General features: G+C 65.4%; 17 protein-coding genes. 9 read left to right on the forward strand and 8 right to left on the reverse strand.

The window, feature by feature from the left end; all coding sequences use genetic code 11:
• Nucleotides 1-132: 132 nt before the first annotated feature.
• The gene (locus tag OWC48_RS22085; protein ID WP_282521843.1) at nucleotides 133-531 is read right to left on the reverse strand and encodes an MAPEG family protein; all 399 of its coding nucleotides are present in this window, start codon (nucleotides 529-531) and stop codon (nucleotides 133-135) included.
• Nucleotides 532-613: 82 nt separating this feature from the next.
• Between OWC48_RS22085 and hemH the strand changes: the two genes are divergently transcribed.
• From hemH to OWC48_RS22110, 5 genes are all read left to right on the forward strand, one after another.
• Nucleotides 614-1651: a ferrochelatase gene (gene hemH, locus OWC48_RS22090; protein WP_282521844.1), complete on the forward strand. Its 1038-nt coding sequence runs from the start codon at nucleotides 614-616 to the stop codon at nucleotides 1649-1651.
• An 11-nt stretch (nucleotides 1652-1662) separates the two neighbouring features.
• On the forward strand, nucleotides 1663-2640 hold the full coding sequence (locus OWC48_RS22095; RefSeq protein ID WP_306664430.1) for an ABC transporter substrate-binding protein: 978 nt from the start codon (nucleotides 1663-1665) through the stop codon (nucleotides 2638-2640).
• 106 nt (nucleotides 2641-2746) lie between these two features.
• Complete coding sequence (locus OWC48_RS22100; RefSeq protein ID WP_282521846.1) at nucleotides 2747-3274, forward strand: hypothetical protein; 528 nt, start codon at nucleotides 2747-2749, stop codon at nucleotides 3272-3274.
• A 191-nt stretch (nucleotides 3275-3465) separates the two neighbouring features.
• A complete protein-coding gene (locus tag OWC48_RS22105) occupies nucleotides 3466-4470 on the forward strand; it encodes an SPFH domain-containing protein (protein ID WP_282521847.1) in 1005 nt (334 codons plus the stop codon).
• Nucleotides 4471-4582: 112 nt separating this feature from the next.
• Nucleotides 4583-5026 carry an NfeD family protein gene (locus OWC48_RS22110; RefSeq protein WP_282521848.1) on the forward strand — a complete coding sequence of 148 codons (444 nt, stop codon included), beginning with the start codon at nucleotides 4583-4585 and terminating at the stop codon, nucleotides 5024-5026.
• 203 nt (nucleotides 5027-5229) lie between these two features.
• On the opposite strand, the gene OWC48_RS22115 is transcribed toward OWC48_RS22110, so the two are convergent.
• On the reverse strand, nucleotides 5230-5556 hold the full coding sequence (locus OWC48_RS22115; protein WP_282521849.1) for a helix-turn-helix domain-containing protein: 327 nt from the start codon (nucleotides 5554-5556) through the stop codon (nucleotides 5230-5232).
• 72 nt (nucleotides 5557-5628) lie between these two features.
• Here OWC48_RS22115 and OWC48_RS22120 point away from each other — a divergent pair, with 72 nt between their 5' ends.
• The gene (locus OWC48_RS22120; protein ID WP_282521850.1) at nucleotides 5629-6183 is read left to right on the forward strand and encodes a carboxymuconolactone decarboxylase family protein; all 555 of its coding nucleotides are present in this window, start codon (nucleotides 5629-5631) and stop codon (nucleotides 6181-6183) included.
• A gap of 157 nt (nucleotides 6184-6340) precedes the next feature.
• Here the strand turns inward: OWC48_RS22120 and OWC48_RS22125 are convergent, their stop codons facing one another.
• A complete protein-coding gene (locus OWC48_RS22125; protein ID WP_282521851.1) occupies nucleotides 6341-7348 on the reverse strand; it encodes an SIS domain-containing protein in 1008 nt (335 codons plus the stop codon).
• A gap of 191 nt (nucleotides 7349-7539) precedes the next feature.
• On the opposite strand from OWC48_RS22125, the gene OWC48_RS22130 reads away from it, so the two are divergent.
• Entirely contained in the window at nucleotides 7540-9297 is a 1758-nt protein-coding gene (locus OWC48_RS22130) for an outer membrane beta-barrel protein (RefSeq protein WP_282521852.1), read from the forward strand.
• A 201-nt stretch (nucleotides 9298-9498) separates the two neighbouring features.
• On the opposite strand, the gene OWC48_RS22135 is transcribed toward OWC48_RS22130, so the two are convergent.
• Both OWC48_RS22135 and gltB read right to left on the reverse strand, forming a co-directional pair.
• Complete coding sequence (locus OWC48_RS22135) at nucleotides 9499-10950, reverse strand: glutamate synthase subunit beta (protein ID WP_282521853.1); 1452 nt, start codon at nucleotides 10948-10950, stop codon at nucleotides 9499-9501.
• Nucleotides 10951-11082: 132 nt separating this feature from the next.
• Nucleotides 11083-15816: a glutamate synthase large subunit gene (gltB, locus tag OWC48_RS22140; RefSeq protein WP_282521854.1), complete on the reverse strand. Its 4734-nt coding sequence runs from the start codon at nucleotides 15814-15816 to the stop codon at nucleotides 11083-11085.
• 491 nt (nucleotides 15817-16307) lie between these two features.
• Between gltB and OWC48_RS22145 the strand changes: the two genes are divergently transcribed.
• Entirely contained in the window at nucleotides 16308-17081 is a 774-nt protein-coding gene (locus OWC48_RS22145) for a hypothetical protein (RefSeq protein ID WP_282521855.1), read from the forward strand.
• A gap of 101 nt (nucleotides 17082-17182) precedes the next feature.
• Here OWC48_RS22145 and OWC48_RS22150 read toward each other — a convergent pair whose 3' ends face one another.
• Nucleotides 17183-17953, reverse strand: a complete 771-nt coding sequence (locus tag OWC48_RS22150; RefSeq protein ID WP_282521856.1) for an alpha/beta fold hydrolase — start codon at nucleotides 17951-17953, stop codon at nucleotides 17183-17185.
• Nucleotides 17954-18107: 154 nt separating this feature from the next.
• Nucleotides 18108-18569, reverse strand: coding sequence for an Hsp20 family protein (locus OWC48_RS22155; protein ID WP_282521857.1), 462 nt, complete (start codon nucleotides 18567-18569; stop codon nucleotides 18108-18110).
• A 207-nt stretch (nucleotides 18570-18776) separates the two neighbouring features.
• On the opposite strand from OWC48_RS22155, the gene OWC48_RS22160 reads away from it, so the two are divergent.
• The gene (locus OWC48_RS22160; protein ID WP_282521858.1) at nucleotides 18777-19724 is read left to right on the forward strand and encodes an alpha/beta fold hydrolase; all 948 of its coding nucleotides are present in this window, start codon (nucleotides 18777-18779) and stop codon (nucleotides 19722-19724) included.
• Nucleotides 19725-19909: 185 nt separating this feature from the next.
• Here the strand turns inward: OWC48_RS22160 and OWC48_RS22165 are convergent, their stop codons facing one another.
• Nucleotides 19910-22681: a di-heme-cytochrome C peroxidase gene (locus tag OWC48_RS22165; RefSeq protein ID WP_282521859.1), complete on the reverse strand. Its 2772-nt coding sequence runs from the start codon at nucleotides 22679-22681 to the stop codon at nucleotides 19910-19912.
• Nucleotides 22682-22686 lie beyond the last annotated feature (5 nt).

The following is a 22686-nucleotide window of genomic DNA, read 5'->3' on the forward strand; positions in this document are numbered from 1 at the left end:
CGGCATCAGCGCTTCCACAAAGCTCGGCTGTCCCGTCTGCTTAACCGCCATCGCTACCCTCCAAGGCTTTGCCCGAGGGAATCACAATTGACGAATTACGCAACAGGCCCACAAGGGGAGAAGGAAGAAAGATCACACCGGCAAAAACCGCTTCAGCGCCGGCATGAAGAAGATCCCGAGATTGATCGCAAAGCCGATGCTCCAGAGGATCGAGCGCAATGTCGGGCGGTTGCCGAGATAGGTCAGCACGTAGGCGATCCGCACGATCAGGAACAGCACGGCGAGCTCGTCGATCAGCCGCTGCGGCGAATCCCGGAATTCGGCAAGCAGCACCGCGAAGGCGAAGAACGGAAAGGTCTCGATGCCGTTCTGGTGGGCACCGAGCGCGCGCTGCGCCAGCGCATCCTCGAAGAAGGCGGGGTCGCGCGGCCGGGAATTGTCGAACGTGCGAAACCGCGTCCATTTGATCGAGACGATCGTCGACAGATAAAGCAGCAGCGCTCCAAATACGCACCATTCCGCGAGCGTCATCTTTCCTCCCCCGCTTGGGCGCGACCCTAGCGAAACCGGCCTCATCTTGACAAGTTCGGAGCAACGCGCGACGCAACTGATCATGACGACAATTGCCCCCATCGCAGCGCAAAAGCCCGCCGTCCGGTCCAGCCTGCGGCGCGTCGGCGTGCTCCTGGTCAACCTCGGCACGCCCGATACGGCCGATGCGCCCGGCGTGCGGGTCTATCTCAAGGAGTTCCTCTCGGACGCCCGCGTCATCGAGGACCAGGGGCTGGTCTGGCAGTTCGTGCTCAACGGCATCATCCTGCGCAGCCGTCCCCGCACCAAGGCGCTGGACTATCAGAAGATCTGGAACAATGAGCGGAACGAGTCGCCGCTGAAGACCATCACGCGCTCGCAGAGCGACAAGCTCGCGGCCGCACTGTCTGACAGCGACCACGTCGTCGTGGACTGGGCGATGCGTTACGGCAATCCCTCGATCAAGTCGGGCATCGATGCGCTGATCGCGAAGGGGTGCGACCGCATCCTCGCCGTGCCGCTCTATCCGCAATATTCCGCCTCGACCTCGGCGACGGTCTGCGACGAAGTGTTCCGCGTGCTCGCCCGCTTGCGTAACCAGCCGACGCTGCGGGTGACGCCGCCTTATTACGAGGACGAGGCCTATATCGAGGCGCTCGCGATCTCGATCGAGACGCATCTGGCAACGCTGCCCTTCACGCCGGAGCTGATCGTCGCGTCCTTCCACGGCATGCCGAAATCCTATGTCGACAAGGGCGATCCCTATCAGTCCCACTGCGTCGCCACGACCGAGGCGCTGCGTCGCCGGCTCGGCATGGACGAGACGAAACTGCTGCTGACCTTCCAGTCGCGCTTCGGCAATGACGAGTGGCTCCAGCCCTACACCGACAGGACCATGGAGCGGCTGGCCAAGGAAGGCGTGCGTCGCATCGCGGTGGTGACCCCCGGCTTCGCCGCCGACTGCCTGGAGACGCTGGAGGAGATCGCGCAGGAGAATGCCGAGATCTTCAAGCACAATGGCGGCGAGCAGTTTTCCGCGATCCCCTGCCTCAACGACAGCGTATCTGGCATGGACGTGATCCGCACCCTGGTGCTGCGCGAGCTTCAGGGCTGGATCTGATGGCGCGTCCCATGAACCGCCGCGAGACTTTGGCGCTTCTTGGGACGATCGCCGCGCTGCCGGCCTCGGTGCTGGCGCAGCAGCCGAACGCCACGCGGCGGCTCGGCGTGCTCTCGGTCACGGCCGCGGATGACGCGATCGGGCAGGCCCGCAGCACGATCCTGGTCGAGACGCTCGCCGCCCATGGCTGGAAGGAGCACGACAATCTCAGGATCGATTGGCGCAGCGGCGCTGGCGACCGGGCGCGCATCGCGCGCCTCGCCGACGAACTCGTGGCGCTCAAGCCGGACATCCTGCTCGCGGTCGGCACGCCCTCGGTCGAGGAGCTGCGCCAGCGCACCACGACGATCCCGATCGTGTTCGCCGTCGTCACCGATCCCGTCAGCCAGGGCTTTGTCAAAAACCTCGCTTATCCCGGCGGCAACATCACCGGCTTCACCGATTATGACGGCCCGCTCGCCGGCAAATGGCTGGAGATGCTGACGCAGGTCACGCCAAAGGTGTCCCGCGTCTTCGTCGTCTACAATCCAGCCACCGCGCCGTTCGCGCCCCTGATGCTGCACACGATCGAGGACGCCGCACGGACGCTTCACGTGACGGTCGAGGCAGCACCAGTTCACGACGCCGGCTCGATCGCCGCGCTGGCTTCGCGGAAGGATGGCGGCCTTTTGGTGCTGCCTGACTTCTTCACCATGGCCAATCGTGCCCAGCTCCTGGCTGCAATCGGTGAAGCCCGCGTGCCGGCGGTGTTCTGGAGCCGCACCTTCGTCGACGAGGGCGGGCTGATGTCCTACAGCACCGACAGCGCCGAGCAGCTCCGCCGCGCGGCCAACTACATCGATCGCATCCTGAAGGGCGCGCAGGCAGCCGACCTGCCGGTCCAGAATCCCACCAAGTTCGAGCTTGCGATCAACCTGAAGACGGTGAGGGCGCTGGGGTTGACGATGTCACCCTCGTTGCTCGCGATCGCCAACACCGTGGTTGAATAGGGGCGCCGATGCTGCCTTCGACTGGTGATTCCAGAATTCCTGGGGCAGAATGACGGTGGGGATGTTGCCGCGAGCGATGCGGCTCGAACGGGGCGGGCGCGATTGCATGCGGGGATTGTTGCTTGTAGCTGTCGTGGCCTGCGGACTCGCCGGCTGCAACACGACCGGGGACGTAGCGTCGACCATGTATCCGGAAGCAGTGCGGGCCGGCGGTGCCGTCAAGAGTGATACGGCCATCGTCCTGGTCGCAAACGGCGGCAGCGAGACGATCAACTATCTTCAGTTCGTTCACAACGGCTTTCCCGCGATCAATGCGCGAGGGATCAGCCTTGCTCCGGACGGCCTTGTTGCGATTCCGGTCGCGGTCGGAACGACGGGGCTTGAGCTGCAAAACTATACGACGACGGGTCGCCCGGGCACCTATCTCCCGAATGGCGCGTCGATGGGATTCGTGCCGGTGCATACGCCCAAGATCGATCTTCCCTCCCCTGGACTGTATTACGTTGCGACCGTCTTTCCGGGGCAGCAACGCAGCTTCGAGACAAGGCCGACGGCCGTCCAACTGGCGAAGCTGCGCAAGGAGCGGCCCGAGCTCGCCGCGCTGAAGCCGGTGAATTTTACATGGTCCAACTAGGACACCGTTGCTAGGTTGCCGCCGTGCCGTTTCAAGGGTTTTCTCACAATACTTATCGGCGATCGTTCCGCCTCCGTACTTCTTGTGGAAATGTCGCTCCGCGCCGACGTGAATGGTGACCGCTGAACCGGTAAGGTCACGTTCCCGACCAATGACAGCGCGGGAAGGGGCTTTCCCGCCTTGGAGGAAATATGAGCGGTTTCGATGTTTTCGCGATTGTTCTGGTTTTGCTCGTCATCGTCACGCTGGTTGCCGGCGTGAAGACGGTGCCGCAGGGCTATGACTGGACCATCGAGCGGTTCGGCAAATACACCCAGACGCTGAGCCCCGGGCTCAATCTGATCGTACCCTATTTCGATCGCGTCGGGCGCAAGATCAACATGATGGAGCAGGTGATCGACATTCCCGAGCAGGAGGTCATCACCAAGGACAACGCCACCGTGACGGTGGACGGCGTCGCCTTCTATCAGGTGTTCGACGCCGCGAAGGCGAGCTACGAAGTCGCCAACCTCAACCAGGCGATCACGGTCCTGACCATGACCAACATCCGCTCGGTGATGGGCTCGATGGACCTCGACCAGGTGCTGTCGCACCGCGACGAGATCAACGAGCGCCTGCTCCGCGTCGTCGACGCCGCGGTCTCGCCCTGGGGCGTCAAGGTCAACCGCATCGAGATCAAGGACATCGTGCCGCCCGCCGACCTCGTCGAAGCCATGGGCCGGCAGATGAAGGCCGAGCGCGTCAAGCGCGCCGACATTCTGTCCGCCGAAGGCCAGCGCCAGTCCGAGATCCTGCGCGCCGAGGGAGCCAAGCAGGGGCAGATCCTCCAGGCCGAGGGCCGCAAGGAAGCCGCGTTCCGCGACGCCGAGGCCCGCGAACGTTCCGCCGAGGCCGAGGCCAAGGCGACGCAGATGGTCAGTGAGGCCATCTCCAAGGGAGACGTCGCCGCGCTGAACTATTTCATCGCCGACAAATATATCAAGGCGTTCGGGCAGCTGGCCGACTCGCCGAACCAGAAGGTCATCATGCTTCCGGTCGAAGCGATGAGCATGCTGGGCTCGCTCGCCGGCATCGGCGAGATCGCCAAGGCAACGTTCGGAGAAAGCGCGGCGTCCGCGGCCGCTGCCGCCCGCCGTGGCGGGTCGGTGCCGACGACCGGCCCCACGCCGCCGGCGGTGCCGCCCCGGCAGGGATAATCAAAGCGCATGCGCTTCCGATGAGGGCATGCGTCAATTTAAAGCGCATGCCCCGGAAAAGTGGAGACCGGTTTTCCGATCAGGGCATGCGCCAATAGAAGGAGGTCGTGTCATGACCGACATGTTCGTATCGCTCGGCACCTGGAATTGGCTGATCTTCGGCTTCATCCTGATGGCGCTGGAAGTGCTGGCGCCGGGCGTATTCCTGTTCTGGCTCGGGCTCGCCGCGTTGCTGGTCGGCCTGATCTCCTTTGCTGTCGCCGTGTCGTGGCAGATCCAGCTCGTGATGTTCGCAATCTTCGCGGCCGCCGCCGTGCCGGTGTGGCGCCGGCTGGCGCGGCCGAAGCTGGACGCAAGCGCCAGCCCCTTCCTGAACAAGCGAAGCGAGGCATTGCTCGGCCGCGAGTTCACGCTGGAGAAGCCGATCATCGACGGCAACGGCACCGTGCGCCTCGGCGACACGGTCTGGCGCGTGGCCGGGCCCGATACGCCGGCCGGGACGCGGGTGAAGGTGGTGCAGGTGGACGGTGCGAATTTGACGGTGGCCGCGGCGTAGCCGCGCTTACCCTCCCCTGGAGGGGGAGGGTCGATCGCGCGAAGCGCGAGCGGGGTGGGGTGATCTCTCCACGCGGGCACTGTAGGCTGTGGAGGCACCGTCACCCCACCCCGTCTCACATTTCGCTGCGCTCCATGTGAGCCGACCCACGGGCGAGCTACGCTCGTCCCGGACCCCTCCAGGGGAGGGTAAGCGAGAAGACCTCACTTCTGCCACCTCTCCGCGAACCGGTGCAGCGGCATGAACGTCTCGCACAGCTCGCGCCCAAGCGCCGTCAGCCCGTAACCTCCTCCGTCGCCCAGCTCCACGAACCCCGCGTCGCGCAGCTCCGTCAGCCGCGCCTGCAGCACCGTCGGCGAGGCCTCGTCGCAGGCGGCGCGCAGCGCGCGGGAGGTGAGGGGGGCGTCGCGCAATTCCCACAGGATCCGCAGGCTCCAGCGTCGGCCGAGGAGGTCGAGCAGCGCCATGATCGGCCGGCCGGTGCGCGAGCCGCGCACCGTCCGGGTCCCTGATGCTGCCTGCTTCGCCATCCCGGCCCTCTTGCGCTGTGCTACAAATAATGTAGCGTATTGCTACGATAATTGTAGCAACGGAGACAGCTGATGTCCCAGGCCACGCCGCGTATCGCGCCGCTCGTTCCGCCTTATCCCCCGGAGATCCAGGCCCAGTTCGACCGCATCATGCGTGGCGCCCCGCCGCTGGCGCTGTTCCGGGTGATGGCGGGCCACGCCCGCGCCTGGGACAAGTTCCGCGCCGGCGGGCTTCTTGATCCGGGGCCACTTTCCCTGCGCCAGCGCGAGATCGTGATCGACCGGACCTGCGCGCTGACCGGATGCGAATATGAATGGGGCGTGCATGTCGCGATCTTCGCCGGGCCGGCGAAGCTCACCGAAGATGAGGTGCACGCCACCGTGCTGGGCGACGCGACGTCACCCTGCTGGTCGACGGCCGAGCAGGCGCTGATCGCCGCCGTCGACGCACTGCATCACCGCGCGACGTTGGACGACGCCGAATTCGCCGCGCTGTCGGCGCATTACGACGAAGCCCAGATCCTGGAGATCATGCTGCTGTGCGGCTTCTACCGCACGGTGTCGTATCTGGCGAACGGGCTGAAGCTGCCGCTGGAGGAGAAGGCTGCGCGGTTTCCGGCGGTCTAACCGCCGTCATTGCGAGCGTAGCGGTGCCGCTCTTGGTCCCTCATCCTGAGGAGCGCGGAACGCGCGTCTCGAAGGATGAAGGCCCGGCCGGTGGCCTCGCCCTTCGAGACGCGCGCCGTTGGCGCGCTCCTCAGGGTGAGGGTCAATACAGCGCGCCCTACGCCACGCCCGCCCGCAGCAGATCGTGCAGGTGCACGATGCCCACCACCTTGTCGGCTTCGGTCACGACCAGCGTCGTGATCTTGCTTGTGTTCAGCACCTCGATCATCTCGGTGGCGAGCATCGAGGGCGGCACGGTCTTCGGCTGCCTGGTCATGATGTCGTCGACGGACGCCGTCAGGAGATCCGGCCGCATGTGGCGACGCAGATCGCCGTCGGTGATGATGCCCGCGATGCCGCCGGCATCGTCGACGATGCAGACGCACCCCAGGCCCTTGGCCGACATCTCCATCACCGCGTCCGACATCTTGGTGCCTTCAGGCTTGACCGGGATCTCCGCGCCCGTGCGCATGTAGTCGCGGACGAATTTCAGCATCGCGCCGAGCTTGCCGCCGGGGTGGAAATGCGCGAACTCCAGCGCGGTGAAGCCGCGGCCTTCGAGCAGCGCGATCGCAATGGCATCGCCGATTGCGGCCTGCATCAGCGTCGATGTGGTCGGCGCCAGATTGTGCGGGCAGGCCTCGCGCGCCTTCGGCAGCTCGATCACGATGTCGGCGGCTTGTCCCAGCGAAGACGCCGCGTTCGACGTCACCGCGATCATCGGGATCGCGAAGCGCGCCGAATAATTCACCAGCGTCTTCATCTCCGGCTGCTCGCCGGACCAGGACAGCGCCATGATGACGTCGTCGGTGGTGATCATGCCGAGGTCGCCATGGGCGGCTTCCGCGGTGTGGACGAAGAAGGCCGGCGTGCCGGTCGAGGCCAGCGTCGCCGCGATCTTGCGCGCCATGTGGCCGGACTTGCCGAGGCCGGTGACGATGACGCGGCCCTTGGCGTTGCGGATCAGGTCGACCGCCTTGGCGAATGTCGCGCCCAGCGGACCGCGCAGGGCGGCGGCGAGCGCATTGATGCCGCCGCTCTCCGTCTCCAGCGTGCGGAGCGCGGATTCGACGCTGTCGGGGATGGGGCCGGATGATGGGGTCATCAGCGGTTTCGAGCTCGGCATGTTCAGGTCCAGGGAGGAGGGGCGCTCGCCCGTTGGCGCCTGCTTAGCATGCCCGAGCGGGCGAGGCGACGCGGCCGCCAAAGCCCTCAACCGGTCATTAACCATAATTGTTTTAACTCCATTAACGATGGTTCCCGCCCGCGGGCGGAGGTCGTCGTGGAAGTCTTTGATTTCGTTGGAGTTCTTACATCGTGGGGGCGCCTCCAGGCACGAGCCGGAGCAAACGCGGGCATTTCCTGCGCGCGGCTTTGCCATGCCTCGCGCTGACCGCCCTGCAAAGCGTGCCGGCGGCCGCCCAGAGCCTCACGCCCGACCTGTTCAATCCCAACCGCGGCGGCTTTGCCGCGCCCGACACGCTGCCGACGCGCCGCACGGCGGGCGTGCCGCAGGCGCCGTCGGATACGCTTCCGGCGCTGCCCGATCCCAATGCCGATCCGCGCAAGCGCCAGCAGGCGCCGGCAACCTCGCGCGTCGGCCAAAACTCGACCAACCAGGTCCCGACCTACGGCCTGCCCGCCGCCAACGGCGCAAGCGGCTCCGGCTACGACTCGCTCAACCGCAAGCGGCAGCAACCAAAGCTCTATCCCGGGCAGCCGAAGCCGAAGCGCCCGGTCGGACCCGGCTCGCCGGTGCCGCCGGCAACGCCGGACCGGACACTCGGGCCGCCGCGCATCGCGCCGCCGCCGTCCGAGACTGCGCACAAGGTGCCGGTGCCGCCGGCGATGGCCGGCAACGTGCCCGGCCAGCCGCTGCGCCGTCGCCTCAAGGTCGATGACGACGCGTTCGGCGCGGTCGGCGACTATGCCGGCAGCTTCCTGATCAAGGGCGGGCTCGAGCTCTCGGCCGGCTACGACACCAATCCGGCGCGCCTGAACAAGCCGATCGGCTCGCCGGCCTATGTCGTCGCGCCCGATCTTCTCGTGATGTCCGACTGGGAGCGCCACGCGCTGGTCGCCGATCTGCGCGGCTCGTTCTCCGGCTACACCAACAACATGCCGGCGACGATCGACGGCTTCGCCTCGCCGTCGCCGGTCGAGATCGATCGCCCCGACTTCACCGGTCATGTCGACGGCCGCCTCGACGTCGACCGCGACTTCAAGCTGACCTCGCAGCTCCGCCTGCGGCTCGCCACCGACAATCCCGGCAGCCCAAACGTGCAGGCCGGCCTGCAGAAATATCCGGTCTACGCCGCTTACGGCACCACGCTCGGCTTCGACCAGACTTTTAATCGCTTCCAGGTCGCAGCCGGCGCCACGGTGGATCGCACCGCCTACACCGATTCCAAGCTCACCGATGGCTCGACCTTCAGCAACGGCGACCGCGACTTCAACCAGTATGGCGGCATCGGCCGCTTCTCCTACGACCTGAAGCCGGGCCTGAAGCCGTTCGTCGAGATCGAGGGCGACACCCGCGTGCACGACCAGGCCGCCGACCGCAACGGCTACTTCCGCGATTCAAACGGCGGCTATGCCAAGGTCGGCTCGTCGTTCGAATTCTCGCGCATCCTCATCGGCGAGATCTCGGTCGGCTATACCGCGCGCAATTATGTCGACCCGCGCCTGAGCCAGCTCGCGGGCTTCCTCACCGCGGGCTCGCTGATCTGGAACGCAAGCGGCCTGACCACGGTGAAATTCGCCACCGACACGCAGATCGCGGAGTCCACGGTCCCCGGCTCCTCCGGCGTGCTGGTGCACACCTACGGGATCGAGGTCGATCACGACTTCCGCCGCTGGCTCACCGCCGTCGGCAAGTTCACCTACGGCACCTACGACTACCAGAACCAGAATCGCAACGACAAGACCTACTCACTCGAAGGCAATCTGATCTACAAGCTCAACCGCAACATCTGGATCAAGGGCACGCTGCGCCACGACATCCTGAACTCGAACCAGCCGGGGTCGAGCTCCCAGGGGACGGTGATGTTGGTGGGGGTGAGGTTGCAGAATTAAGGCGGCGGTGCGTCGCGATTGAGCGTATGCGGCTTAGTTGGCTTCGCTCTCGCCACTCACTCCGCTGTCATGCCCCGGCTTGACCGGGGCATCCAGCACGCCGCGGCTTATCCGTATACGTTTGACGTCTCTGGAATACTGGATCGCCCGGTCAAGCCGGGCGATGACACCGTTTGCTGATTTGGCGGCCGAGCAACAAGCTCAGCGCGGCAGATCCGTCTTCCCCATCAAAAACGTGTCGATCGACCGCGCACACAGCCGGCCCTCGCGGATGGCCCAGACCACCAGCGACTGGCCGCGGCGCATGTCGCCGGCGGTGAACACGTTCGGGCGCGAGGTCTGGTAGTCGAGCGTGTTGGCCTTGACGTTGCCGCGCGGGTCGAGGTCGACCGAGAGCAGCTTCAAGAGGCCCTCGTGCACGGGATGGACGAAACCCATCGCGAGCAGGATGAGCTCGGCATCGAGCTCGAACTCGGTGCCGGCAATCGGCTTGAACTTGTCGTCGACGCGCACGCAGTGCAGCTTCTTGACCTTGCCGTTCTCGCCGGAAAACTTCTGCGTCAGCACGGCGTATTCGCGGACCGCGCCTTCGGCCTGGCTGGAGGAGGTGCGCATCTTGAGCGGCCAGTTCGGCCAGGTCAGGCCCTTGTTCTCGCGCTCGGGCGGGGCGGGCATGATCTCGAGCTGGGTCACCGAGAGCGCGCCCTGGCGCAGCGAGGTGCCGATGCAGTCAGATCCGGTGTCGCCACCGCCGATGACGACGACATGCTTGCCGCCGGCCAGGATCTCCTGGACGCCGCCGAGCGGCTCCTCGGAGACGCGGCGGTTCTGCTGCGGCAGGAAGTCCATGGCGTAGTGGATGCCTTGAAGATCGCGGCCGGGGATCGGCAGGTCGCGCGGGGCTTCCGCGCCGCCCGTCAGCGCAACCGCATCGTACTCGTTGAGCATCTGGCGCGGGTCGACATTGCCGTCAGCGCCGACATTGCTGTTGTAGTGGAAGGTGACGCCTTCGCCTTCCATCTGCTTGACGCGGCGGTCGATGATGCCCTTCTCCATCTTGAAGTCGGGGATGCCGTAGCGCAGCAGGCCGCCGGCCTTGGCGAACTTCTCGAACAGGTGCACGTCGTGGCCGGCGCGCGCGAGCTGCTGCGCGCAGGCCATGCCGGCCGGACCCGAGCCGATCACCGCGACCTTCTTGCCGGTCTTCACGGCCGCCACTTCCGGCCTCAGCCAGCCATTGTCCCAGGCGCGGTCGACGATCGCGCATTCGATGGTCTTGATGGTGACGGGGTTGTCGTCGATGTTGAGCGTGCAGGACGCTTCGCACGGCGCCGGGCAGATGCGACCGGTGAACTCCGGAAAATTGTTGGTCGAGTGCAGGTTGCGCGAGGCCTCTTCCCAATTGCCCTGGTAGACGAGGTCGTTGAAATCGGGGATCTGGTTGTTGACCGGGCAGCCGGGCGTGCCGGGCGCCACCGAGCCGGTGCCGTGGCAATAGGGAATGCCGCAATTCATGCAGCGCGCGGCCTGGTCGCGCGTTTCCTTCTCGGTCAAGGGAACGACGAACTCGTTGTAATGCTTCACGCGCTCGGCGACCGGGGTGTACTTGCGGTCATGCCGTTCGATTTCGAGAAAACCCGTGATCTTGCCCATTAAACCCGAAGTCCCTGCCGCTTAAATTCGTTTTGTTTCTTCCTCGCCGTCATTGCGAGGAGCAATCCAGTCTGCATCAAGGAAGAAAGTCTGGATTGCTTCGCTTCGCTCGCAATGACGGGGTGTGATGCCCTACGCCCCGATCGCGATTTTCGGCTCGGCGTCCGCGTTGGCGGCCATTTCGCGCAGTGCGCGCCGGTACTCCACCGGCATCACCTTGCGGAATTTGGGCAGCCAGTCCTTCCAATTGGCAAGGATCTCGGCGGCGCGCTTGGAGCCGGTCGCTTTCGCATGGCGCGTGATCAGGACGTGCAGGCGCTCGACGTCGGAGTCGAGCAGGTTCTGGAACACGTCGACCCGGCCATGCGCCTCGAGGTCACCGGCGTGATTGTAGGTGCCGGCGTTGATCAGCTCTTCCGACAGGACCGGCTCGAGCTCAACCATGCTGAGATTGCACAGCTTGTCGAAGTCGCCGGTCTCGTCGAGCACGTACGCGATGCCGCCGGACATGCCGGCCGCGAAGTTGCGCCCGGTCTTGCCGAGCACGACCACGATGCCGCCGGTCATGTATTCACAGCAATGATCGCCGGCGCCTTCGACGACCGCCACCGCACCCGAGTTGCGCACGGCGAAACGCTCGCCGGCGACACCGCGGAAGTAGCACTCGCCCTGGATGGCGCCATACATCACCGTGTTGCCGACGATGATGCTCTCTTCCGGCACGATGCCGCTGTTGGCGGGAGGCTTGACGATGATCTTGCCGCCCGAGAGGCCCTTGCCGACATAGTCGTTGGCTTCACCTTCGAGCTCGAAGGTGACGCCTTGCGCCAGCCACGCGCCGAACGCCTGGCCGGCGGTGCCCTTGAGGCCGACATGGATGGTGTCGTGCGGCAGGCCGGCATGACCGTAGATCTTGGCGACCGCGCCCGACAGCATCGCACCCGCGGAGCGGTTGGTGCTGTTGATCCTGGCCTCGATCTTCACCGGCGCGCCGCGGTCGAGCGCAGGCGTCGCCTTCTCGATCAGCGTGCGGTCGAGCACCGCTTCCAGATGATGGTTCTGGCGCTCGGAGTAATAGATCTTCTGGCCCTTCTCTTCCTTCTGCTTGACGAACAGCTTGGAGAAATCGAGGCCCTTGGCCTTCCAGTGCGCGACCAGCCTGGTCTGATCGAGCAGCTGAACCTGTCCGATCATCTCGTTGAAGGTGCGGAAGCCGAGCGACGCCATGATCTCGCGGACTTCCTCGGCGACGAAGAAGAAGTAGTTGATCACGTGCTCGGGCTGGCCGGTGAAGCGCTTGCGCAGGACGGGGTCCTGGGTGGCGACGCCGACCGGGCAGGTGTTGAGATGGCACTTGCGCATCATGATGCAGCCGGCGGCGATCAACGGCGCGGTGGCGAAGCCGAACTCGTCGGCGCCGAGCAGCGCGCCGATCACGACGTCACGGCCGGTGCGGAAGCCGCCGTCGACCTGGACCACGATGCGGCTACGCAGTTGCTCGCGCACCAGGGTCTGGTGGGTTTCGGCAAGGCCGATCTCCCACGGCGAGCCGGCATGCTTGATCGAGGTCAGCGGCGAAGCGCCGGTGCCACCCTCGAAGCCTGCGATGGTGACATGGTCGGCGCGCGCCTTGGCAACGCCGGCGGCGACCGTGCCGACGCCGATCTCGGAGACGAGCTTGACCGAGACGTCGCCCGTCGGGTTGACGTTCTTGAGGTCGTAGATGAGCTGCGCCAGATCCTCGATCGAATAGATGTCGTGATGCGGCGGCGGCGAGATCAGGCCCACGCCCGGCGTCGAGTGCCGGACTTTTGCGATGGTCGCGTCGACCTTGTGGCCGGGCAGCTGGCCGCCTTCGCCGGGCTTGGCACCCTGCGCCATCTTGATCTGCATCATGTCGGAGTTGACGAGATACTCCGTGGTGACGCCGAAGCGGCCCGAGGCGACCTGCTTGATCGCCGAGCGCATGGAATCGCCGTTCGGCATCGGCTTGAAGCGGTCGGCTTCCTCGCCGCCTTCGCCGGTGTTCGACTTGCCGCCGATCCGGTTCATGGCGATCGCGAGCGTGGTGTGCGCCTCGCGCGAGATCGAGCCGAAGCTCATCGCACCGGTGGCGAAGCGCTTGACGATGTCCTTGGCCGGCTCGACCTGGTCGATCGGGATCGGCTTGCGCTTCTCTTCGTCAGCGTTCTTGATCCGGAACAGGCCGCGCAGCGTCAACAGCCGCTCGGACTGCTCGTTCAGGATCTTCGCGAAGGCGCGATAGCGCTCCAGCGAATTGCCGCGGGCGGCGTGCTGCAGCAGCCCGACCGACTCGGCGGTCCAGGCATGGTCCTCGCCGCGGCTGCGATAGGCATATTCGCCGCCGACATCGAGCGCGGTCTTGTAGACCTGCGCCTCGCCGAACGCGTCGGCATGACGGCGCACCGCTTCTTCCGCGATCTCGGCAAGGCCGACGCCCTCGACGCGGGTGTGCGTGCCGGCAAAGAACTTTCCGACGAAATCCGCCTTGAGGCCGACCGCATCGAAGATCTGCGCGCCGCAATAGGACTGGTAGGTCGAGATGCCCATCTTGGACATCACCTTGAGAAGGCCCTTGCCGATCGACTTGATGTAGCGCTTGACGATCTCGTAGTCGTCGAGCGAGCCGGGCAGGCGGTCCTTCATCGCGATGATGGTCTCGAACGCCAGATAGGGGTTGATCGCTTCGGCGCCGTAGCCGGCGAGGCAGGCGAAGTGATGCACTTCGCGGGGCTCGCCGGATTCGACGACGAGGCCGACCGAGGTGCGCAGTCCGACACGGATCAGATGATGATGCACGGCGGCGCAGGCGAGCAGTGCCGGGATCGGCACCCGGTCGGTGCCGACCATGCGGTCGGACAGGATGATGATGTTGACGCCCTCGCGGACGGCGGCTTCCGCACGCGCGCAGAGCTCGTCGAGCACCTGGTCCATGCCGGCAGCACCAAGACCGGCGTGGAAGGTGGTGTCGAGCGTGCGCGACTTGAAGTGCGACTCGGCGACCTCGGAGATCGAGCGGATCTTTTCGAGATCCGCATCGGTCAGGATCGGTTGGCGCGCTTCGAGACGCTTGGTGGTGGCGAGGCCCTGCAGGTCGAACAGGTTCGGCCGCGGTCCGATGATGGAGACGAGGCTCATCACCAGCTCCTCGCGGATCGGGTCGATCGGCGGGTTGGTGACCTGCGCGAAGTTCTGCTTGAAGTAGGTGAACAGCGGCTTGGCCTTGTCCGACAGCGCCGAGATCGGCGTGTCGTTGCCCATCGAGCCCGCGGCTTCCTCGCCGGTGGAGGCCATCGGCGTCATCAGGATGGAGATGTCTTCCTGGCTGTAGCCGAACGCCTGCTGGCGATCGAGCAGCGACAAATTGGAGCGCACGCCGGTGGTCGGCACCTTCGGCAGCTCTTCCAGCACGATCTGGGTCCGCTCCAGCCACTCCTTGTAGGGATGGCTCCGGGCGAGTTCGGCCTTGATCTCGTCGTCCGGAATCAGGCGGCCCTGCTCGAGGTCGACCAGCAGCATCTTGCCGGGCTGCAGCCGCCACTTGGTGATGATCTGGTCCTCGGGGATCGTCAGCACGCCCATCTCGGACGCCATCACGATGCGGTCGTCTTTGGTCACGAGATAGCGCGCCGGCCGCAATCCGTTGCGGTCGAGCGTGGCGCCGATCTGGCGGCCGTCGGTGAAGGCGATCGCGGCGGGGCCGTCCCACGGCTCCATCAGGGCTGCATGATATTCGTAGAAGGCGCGGCGCTTCTCATCCATCAGGGGATTGCCGGCCCACGCCTCCGGAATCATCATCATGACGGCGTGTGGCAGCGAGTAGCCGCCCTGCACCAGGAATTCGAGCGCGTTGTCGAAGCAGGCGGTGTCCGACTGGCCCTCGTAGGAGATCGGCCAGAGCCGGTTGATGTCCTTGCCGTAGAGCTCGGAGCTCACGGAGGCCTGGCGCGCCGCCATCCAGTTGGTGTTGCCGCGCAGCGTGTTGATCTCGCCGTTATGCGCGATCATGCGGTAGGGATGCGCCAGCGACCAAGCCGGGAAGGTGTTGGTCGAGAAGCGCTGATGCACCAGCGCCAGCGCGCTCTCGAAGTCCGCCTCGTGCAGATCGGGATAGTACTTGCCGAGCTGGTCGGCGAGGAACATGCCCTTGTAGATCACGGTGCGGCACGACATCGAGCAGGGATAATAGCCCGCAAGCCCGCGGTCGCGGCGCTGGTAGATCGCCTGCGAGATCGACTTGCGCAGAATGTAGAGCCGGCGCTCGAAATCGTCCTCGGTCTTGGCGGTGCCGTTGCGGCCGATGAACACCTGCATGCAGGCGGGCTCGGTCGGCTTCACGGTGACGCCGAGCGAGGAATTGTCGGTCGGCACGTCGCGCCAGCCGAGCAGGGTCAGGCCCTCTTCCTTGATCTGGTCGGCGATGATGCTCTTGATGACGTTGCGCCAGGCGGTGTCGCGCGGCATGAACAGCGCGCCGATGGCGTATTCGCCCGGAGCCGGCAACGTGAAGCCGAGCTCCTTGGCCTTGCGGCTGAAGAAGGCGTGCGGAATCTGCACCAGGATGCCGGCGCCGTCACCGGCGCGCGGGTCGGCGCCAACGGCGCCGCGATGCTCGAGGTTGCAGAGGATGCTGAGCGCGTCCGCGACGATCTCGTGGGACTTCTTGCCCTTGATGTTGGCGATGAAGCCGACGCCGCAGGAATCCTTCTCCAGGCTCGGATCGTAGAGGCCTTCGGCCGGCGGGCGCGAATTGTGTTCCTGAATCGGATCGGTCGTTTTCGAGGCGACGGTCGCCGACAGCTCTTCTGCCACGATGTTTGCGCGCTCGAATTGCGACCCGTTCATTGTTCCAATCCTCTCCATGCGGCAAGCTGCCTCACCGCTATCTTCGGCGCACCTTCGGCGTTCCGCGGCACCCGCCTCTGGGTCACCGCTCGTCCGCTGCGAGCCGCATTTTCTTAAATTCAGGCCAAGGCGTTCTTCGTCCCCGAGAACGGCTTTGCCTGTTGCCTTCCTGGCGCTCGAAAGCACCGACTTTCGTTGCAATCCGTATGCCGGAACTGCAAGGAAAATTGAGACAGTCTTCCTGTCCTAACCAACACCTTGCCAAATTTTTGTCTATCACACAAGCGCGCGGAAGTCCCGATTCCCAGAGTGTCAATCAGCGCTTTCCGCATGGCACGCGGCCCCGGTTTTGAAGCAAACGCGCCCTGATCCGGCCCTGCCGACGCCGAAATCCCGAATGAAGCTTCGGATCAGCCCTTCGAAAGGCGCGCCACGCCGCAAGAAGCGAAAGAGTGCGAGACATTCGGGGGCCTGACAGGAGCGTGTCGACCATGAAGTTTTTCACAGGATGTGTGGCCGCTGCCACGCTGGCGCTGTTGGCAACGGCCGCCGAGGCACAGGTTCCGGCAAACGGCGCTGCGCGGGGCGCCTATATAGCGGTCTCGGATTTCGATGGACCCTATGGGCCGCCGGAAGCCGCGCCGCCACCGCCGCCGCGTTACGGCTACGGCTATGGCTACGAGGAGCGGGGCCCGGCGCCGGCGCTGCTGCCGTCGACGGAGGTCTACGCCGTGCTGCGCGACAACGGCTTCTCGCCGCTCGGCATCCCGCGCCTGCGCGGCAGCGTCTACACCATCGCGGTGATCGACCGCCGCGGCGACGACGGCCGGCTGGTGATCGATGCCCGCGACGGGCGAATTCTGCGCTTCATGCCGGCCGCCGACGCCTTCGGCATGGCGCCCAGCGATGAGGTGCCGACGGTTGCACCTTACCGTCCGCAAAGCGCGCTGCCGCCGCCGACCATGGTCCGCAGCGGCCCGCCGCGTCCACCGGCCTCGATCCCGCATGTCGCCAGCCGCACCGTGCCGCTGCCCAAGGCCGCCCCGCACCGCGGCGAGGCACCTGTCGCCGCCACCAAGCCGGCCGCGCCTGCACCCCAGCAGGCACAAGCGCCGCAGCCACAGCCCGCCCAGCAAACCGCTGCCGTGCAGGCAAAGCCCGCTGAAGCCGCACCGCAGACCGCAGGACCGACCGTCGGTCAGGCCAAGCCGGCTCCGACGATCATGCCGACGCAGGAGATGCCGGCGGCGCAGGGGTTGGACTAGCGCGCTCGTTTGCGACTGCACGCCCCGCTCCGGACGGAGATATGAGCAAAACAAAAGCGCCCGAGAATCTCGGGCGCTTTTTCATTGCGGCGATCGCGCGCTCAGCTGCGCGCATACCCCGCGGCTTCCAGGATCAGGTTCGCCACCTCCTTCGGATGCGACACCAGCGAGAGATGGCCGGCATCGAGCTCGATCGTGGTTGCGTTCATGCGCTTGGCGAGGAAGCGTTCGAAATCCGGATTGATGGTGCCGTCGTTCTTCGACACCGCGTACCAGCTCGGCTTCGTGTGCCATGCAGCTTCCGTGGTGCGGCCGGCGAAAATCGAGGCGGCCGTCGGCCATTGCACGGCGTAGAGCTCCCTGGCCTGCTCCGGCTTCACGCCATTGGCAAAATATTTCAGGAAGGCGTCTTCCGAGAGTTTTGTGTAGCCGTCGCGCTCGACGATGCCGGCGCGGGCCGGGCCCGCCGGAAACTGCTTCGACAGCGCGACGAAGTCTTCGTTCGCATCGGGCGCGCGTGCGGCGACGTAGACGAGGCCGGTGACCTTCGGGTCGTTGCCGACCTGGCTGATCACGGTGCCGCCCCAGGAATGCGCGACCAGCACGGTCGGACCATCCTGTTCGGCCAGCACGCGCTTGGTCGCCTCGACGGAGTCAGCAAGCGACGACAGCGGATTTTGCACGGCAGTGACGTGCAGGCCCGCGGCCTGGAGGATCGGGATCACCTCCGACCAGCTCGATCCGTCGGCCCAGGCGCCGTGCACCAGCACGACGTTCTTGGCTTTCACCGTCTGCGGTGTCTGCGCATGAGCCAGGCTGATGGGGCCCGCCAGCAGGCTCGCGGCGACGAAAAGGCTGCGCCAAAGTGACATGATCGTGCTCCGTATTGTTTTTGCTGCGATGTCCAAAGGACGGAGCGCGTCGTCGCGGCGTTACGTGTCCTCACCGTTCTGTGATGCGATGCAAAAACGAAAAAACGCCCCGGGGCACCGGGGCGTTTTCGCAACTTGGCGGTTGTCGACGTGCTTAGGCGGCGACTGAGCTCTCGATCACCTGCGCCTTCGGCGCGCTCGCGTTGATGGCGATCTGGCGCGGCTTCTTGGCTTCGGGAATCTCGCGCACGAGGTCGACGTGAAGCAGCCCGTTCTCGAGCGAGGCGTCCTTCACCTGCACGAAGTCGGCAAGCTGGAAGGCGCGCTCGAAGGCACGCGCGGCGATGCCGCGGTAGAGCACTTCGGACTTCGAGTTCTCGTTGGCGACTTTCTCGCCCTTGATCGTCAGCGTGTTTTCCTTCGCGACGATGGAGAGCTCGTCCTTGGCGAAGCCCGAGACCGCAACCGTGATGCGGTAGGCGTTCTCGCCGGTACGCTCGATGTTGTAGGGGGGATAACCGGGGCTACCGTCCGAACTGGCCTGGTCGAGCAGGCTGAAGAGGCGGTCGAAGCCGACGGTGGAACGGTAAAACGGAGTCAGGTCGTAGCTACGCATGGTCTAGTCCTCCATTGAGCGACTGTTGGTAACCCGCCCGCCAATCGGGCCGGGCTTTAGTCTGTGTGCAGCCTGATGTTCCGGTTCCGAAACACTGGTAGCGGCCTGCACCAAGGTGATATGGGTTCAGGGGAACGGCGTTCAAGAGGGCGGCAGCTTGCGCCTTTTCGGCGCTCCAGCCCCTTGATTTGCAGCATTTCTCGCCCAATGACGCTGATCTCGATTCCGTCCAATCCCGTTCCCGAAGACGTCGTCAGCGGCACCATCAAGACACCCGATGGCGCCGAGCTGCGCTTTGCGCGCTGGGCGCCGCCGGCGAACCGCAAGGGCACGGTCTGCGTCTTCACCGGACGCAGCGAGCAGATCGAGAAATATTTCGAGACCGTGCGCGACCTGCGCGACCGCGGCTTCGCGGTGGCGATGATCGACTGGCGCGGGCAGGGCCATTCCTCGCGCCGTCTGCGCGATCCGCGCAAGGGCTATGTGCGCGACTTCTCCGATTTCGAGATCGACGTCGAGACCTTCGTTCAGCAGGTGGTGCTGCCGGATTGCCCGCCGCCCTTCTTCGCGCTCGCCCATTCCATGGGCGGCACGGTGATGCTGCGGGTGGCGCACGCGGGCAAGCGCTGGTTCGACCGCATGGTGCTGTCGGCGCCGATGATCGACCTGCCCGGCCGCGCCACCTCGTTTCCGGCGCGGGCGCTGCTAAAGACGATGCGCCTGATGGGGATGGGCGGTCGCTATGTCCCCGGCGGCACCGACCACATCACCGGGCTCAATCCCTTCATCAACAATCCGCTGACCAGCGATCCCGTGCGCTATGCGCGCAATGCCGCGATCCTGGAGGAGGATCCGACGCTCGGGCTCGCGTCACCGACGGTCGCCTGGGCCGATACCGCCTTCCGCGCCATGAACACCTTCAAGGGCAAGAACTACCCGTCCGAGATCCGCCAGCCGATCCTGATGCTGGCGGCCTCCAGCGACACCGTGGTCTCGACCGCGGCGATCGAGGAGTTTGCCTATCACCTGCGCGCCGGCTCCCATCTCGTGATCGCCGGCGCCAAGCACGAGATCCTCCAGGAGCAGGACCGCTACCGCTCACAGTTCTGGGCCGCCTTCGACGCCTTCGTGCCGGGCACGCCGCTGTTCAAGTGAGGTGGCGGAAGCTTCCTGAGGACGGCTGATCGTTCCACAATCTCCGTCATGCCCGGGCTTGTCCCGCCTGCGCGGCCGAAGCCGCTTCGGCGCGGCGAAGGCCCGGGGCATCCACGCCTTGCTGCGCGATCAAGGAACGTGGATGGCCGGGACAAGCCCGGCCATGACGATGAACCTTCTCTGCCTCACAGCGTCTTCAGATACTCGATCAGCTCGTAGCGCTCGTCGTCGTTCTTGAACTCGCGGCCGATCACGCCCGGGCGTCTCGGTTCACCTTCCTTGCGCTCGAAGGAATGGCCGCGCACGCTATTGCCCTGGACCGGCTTGCCGTCAGGTCCGTTCATCGAGAACTCGGTTTCGCCCATCTTGCACTTCTCGCCCGCGGTGACCGCAAAGCCGACCGTCACGGGATCGTAGTCGCGGCGCCCCATGCAGAATTCTTGCGGGCGCTCGTTCTGCGGCTTCAGCAACCAGTAGAGCGACGGCACCGAGCCGTTGTGCAAGTAAGGCGCCGTTGCCCAGATCCCGTTCAGCGGACGCGCGCGATAGCGCGGCTCGGGCGTCGGATTGAGACAGTTCTTGCGCGCGAGATTCCACAATTTCGCCCGCTCGGCGTCCGGGACCTTCTCGTCGTCCATCCATTTGCGGGCGACGAGATCGACCACCGTCATGAGGCCGAGCGCATAGACCATCTCGTTGGGCGAGGTGCTCGCCGTCGAGACGTCGCATTGCCACCATTTCTGGAGGTCGGCTGTATTCACCTTCAGGAAGCCGGGCACGTCGACAATCCTCTTGCCGAGCACGAGCGACTGTTCGGGATCCGTCTTGATCTCGTCGAGGGGAATCGTCACCGCGTTCAGGACCTTGCTGTCGCCGCTCGGCTCCCAATGTCCCGAGGACCAGAAGGCCTTGGTGTTGACGGCCGGCAGGTGGCATCCAGCGCACATCTCCGCGTAGATCTTGCGGCCATTGTCGACCTTCTTCTGATCGATCCTCCATGCGTCGCCGAGGATCTGCGAGGGCCATTGCGGCGCCAGCAGACCGCCGAATTTCGGATCGGCCGAGGGATCGGCCGGCTTGAACGGATCGGGACCCCTGAGCATGTCCTCGATCCAGCCGAGCGTCCTGATGTGAACGGAGGACCGCCACAGCCTGTCCTCCGGATAGGCATCGGACAGGTTGAGCAGCGCGTTGACGCCCAAGGCTTCGCCGGCGTTGCGGATCAGCGGCTGCTCGATCGAGGCGTCATATTGGGCAAACTTGAACCACGGCACGGTCCAGATCGCGGGGAAGCTGACCGGTGCGTCCTGGGCATGCAGGTTCTTCTCGAATCCCTTGACCCCGCTCAGCGCGAGATCCTGCGAGAACACCTGGTTGCCGATGCGATTGAGGGCGTCGAGGCGGCCGAACCCTTCCTCGGTGTCCTTCTGCTGCTTGCCGTCCCAGGTCTTCTTGCTCTCGATCGTCTCGTTGTACTTGTTCTGCCAGTCGATCAGGAATTTGCCGATCGCGCCGAGCTTCTGCTTGAGCGCGTCGCGGTCCGCCTTGCTGGCTTCGCTCCCGAGCACGCGATCGGCGAAACGCTGAAAGCGGAACGGGACGTACAGCGTGTAGGCGATCGACAGGCCCGTCGACAGCTCGAGCTTCTTCAGATCGGTCATGGCCGGGCCGCCGTCGAAGCGGACGTCGATGCCCTGATAGTGGATCTGGCCGGTATGGCAGGCCGCGCAAGTCAGCCCGATCTTGTCCTGTTCGTGATGGCCCGTCGCGGGATCGACGACGCCGGTCATCCGTGCGAAGCCGACCGGCAGGCCGTCGACGTTCTCGGCGGGGGTCCACCTCGTCGACCAATCCGGCACCTGCGTCGTCTCATAGACATTGGCGTAGCCGAAGCGGCGCAGCGTCGTCGCGTCGGTCTGGATCGACTGCGGGCTCGGGATGAAGCCGAAGCGCTCGAGATAGGCGCTATCCTTCATCATGCCCGGCCGCGAGAACAGGCGAAGGCGCGGCTGCTCCAGCGCCATGAACCATTCATAGGGCACTGGAAAGGTCGCGGTGCCCTGGCTGGCATGATGAAACCAGTGCCGGTCCTTCAGCGACCAGTTCTGCTCGAGCCAGTAGGCGGCGGTCGTCTCGGGGACCGCGGGCAGGGGCGGCGGCAGAAGATTCACGAGGATCCCCTTCTGCGGCAGCATGGCGCGGACCTGGTTGGGGAATTCGGCGACCGCGACGAGGGCGACCAGACCTAGGGCAATCAGCAGGGCCGCGAGCTTGACGGCGCCCCGCACCACGCGCTGACAGGTCGACAGCACCGGCTGCGACACGACCCGCTGGTTGATGCGCGCGGGAAATTTGCGCTCGTTGAACAGCGTACGCACGTCGGCGATGCCGAGATAGCGGTTCTCGCCTTCGCCCTTGCCCATGATCTTCAGCAGGATGGGCCATTCGAATTGCATCAATATCCGATAATACCAGCGCGCAGCGCTCCCGGCTCGCTTGAGGTTGTCGCGCATGTAGGTCTGTATTTCCGACGCGTTGATGCCGGGCTCAGTACCGCCGCCGTTCGGATCGGAATAGACCCTGCCGAAGCTGGCCAGGCGGGCGATCTGATCCTCGTTGACTTTGCCGTCGACGCCGAGGATGCGCGAACCGGCGCCGCGCTTGTCCAGGGGGCCGCCGCGCAGCGCATCGAGCTGTGCGCCCGAAAAGATGCTCTTCAGGATGTGACCGAAGCCGTTGGCGATCAGCGCGATGCCGCGGGTCTCGACGCGGGCCACAATCTTCATCAGCCCCTTGTCACCGCTCGCATTCGCGATCGTCTGCGATAGCTTGCCGATCGGCACGGTCCCGCCGTCGACGAAACCTTCGCCGACGAGGCCGCGCAGGAAGGGGCAGGGATTGTCTGGCGAGACCTGGATCGAGGGATCGAAGGGAGGCTTCGAGGCGGGGTCGTTCATGGCCC

Origin of the sequence: Bradyrhizobium sp. Arg816, assembly GCF_029989365.1 — a bacterium.
GTDB lineage: Bacteria > Pseudomonadota > Alphaproteobacteria > Rhizobiales > Xanthobacteraceae > Bradyrhizobium.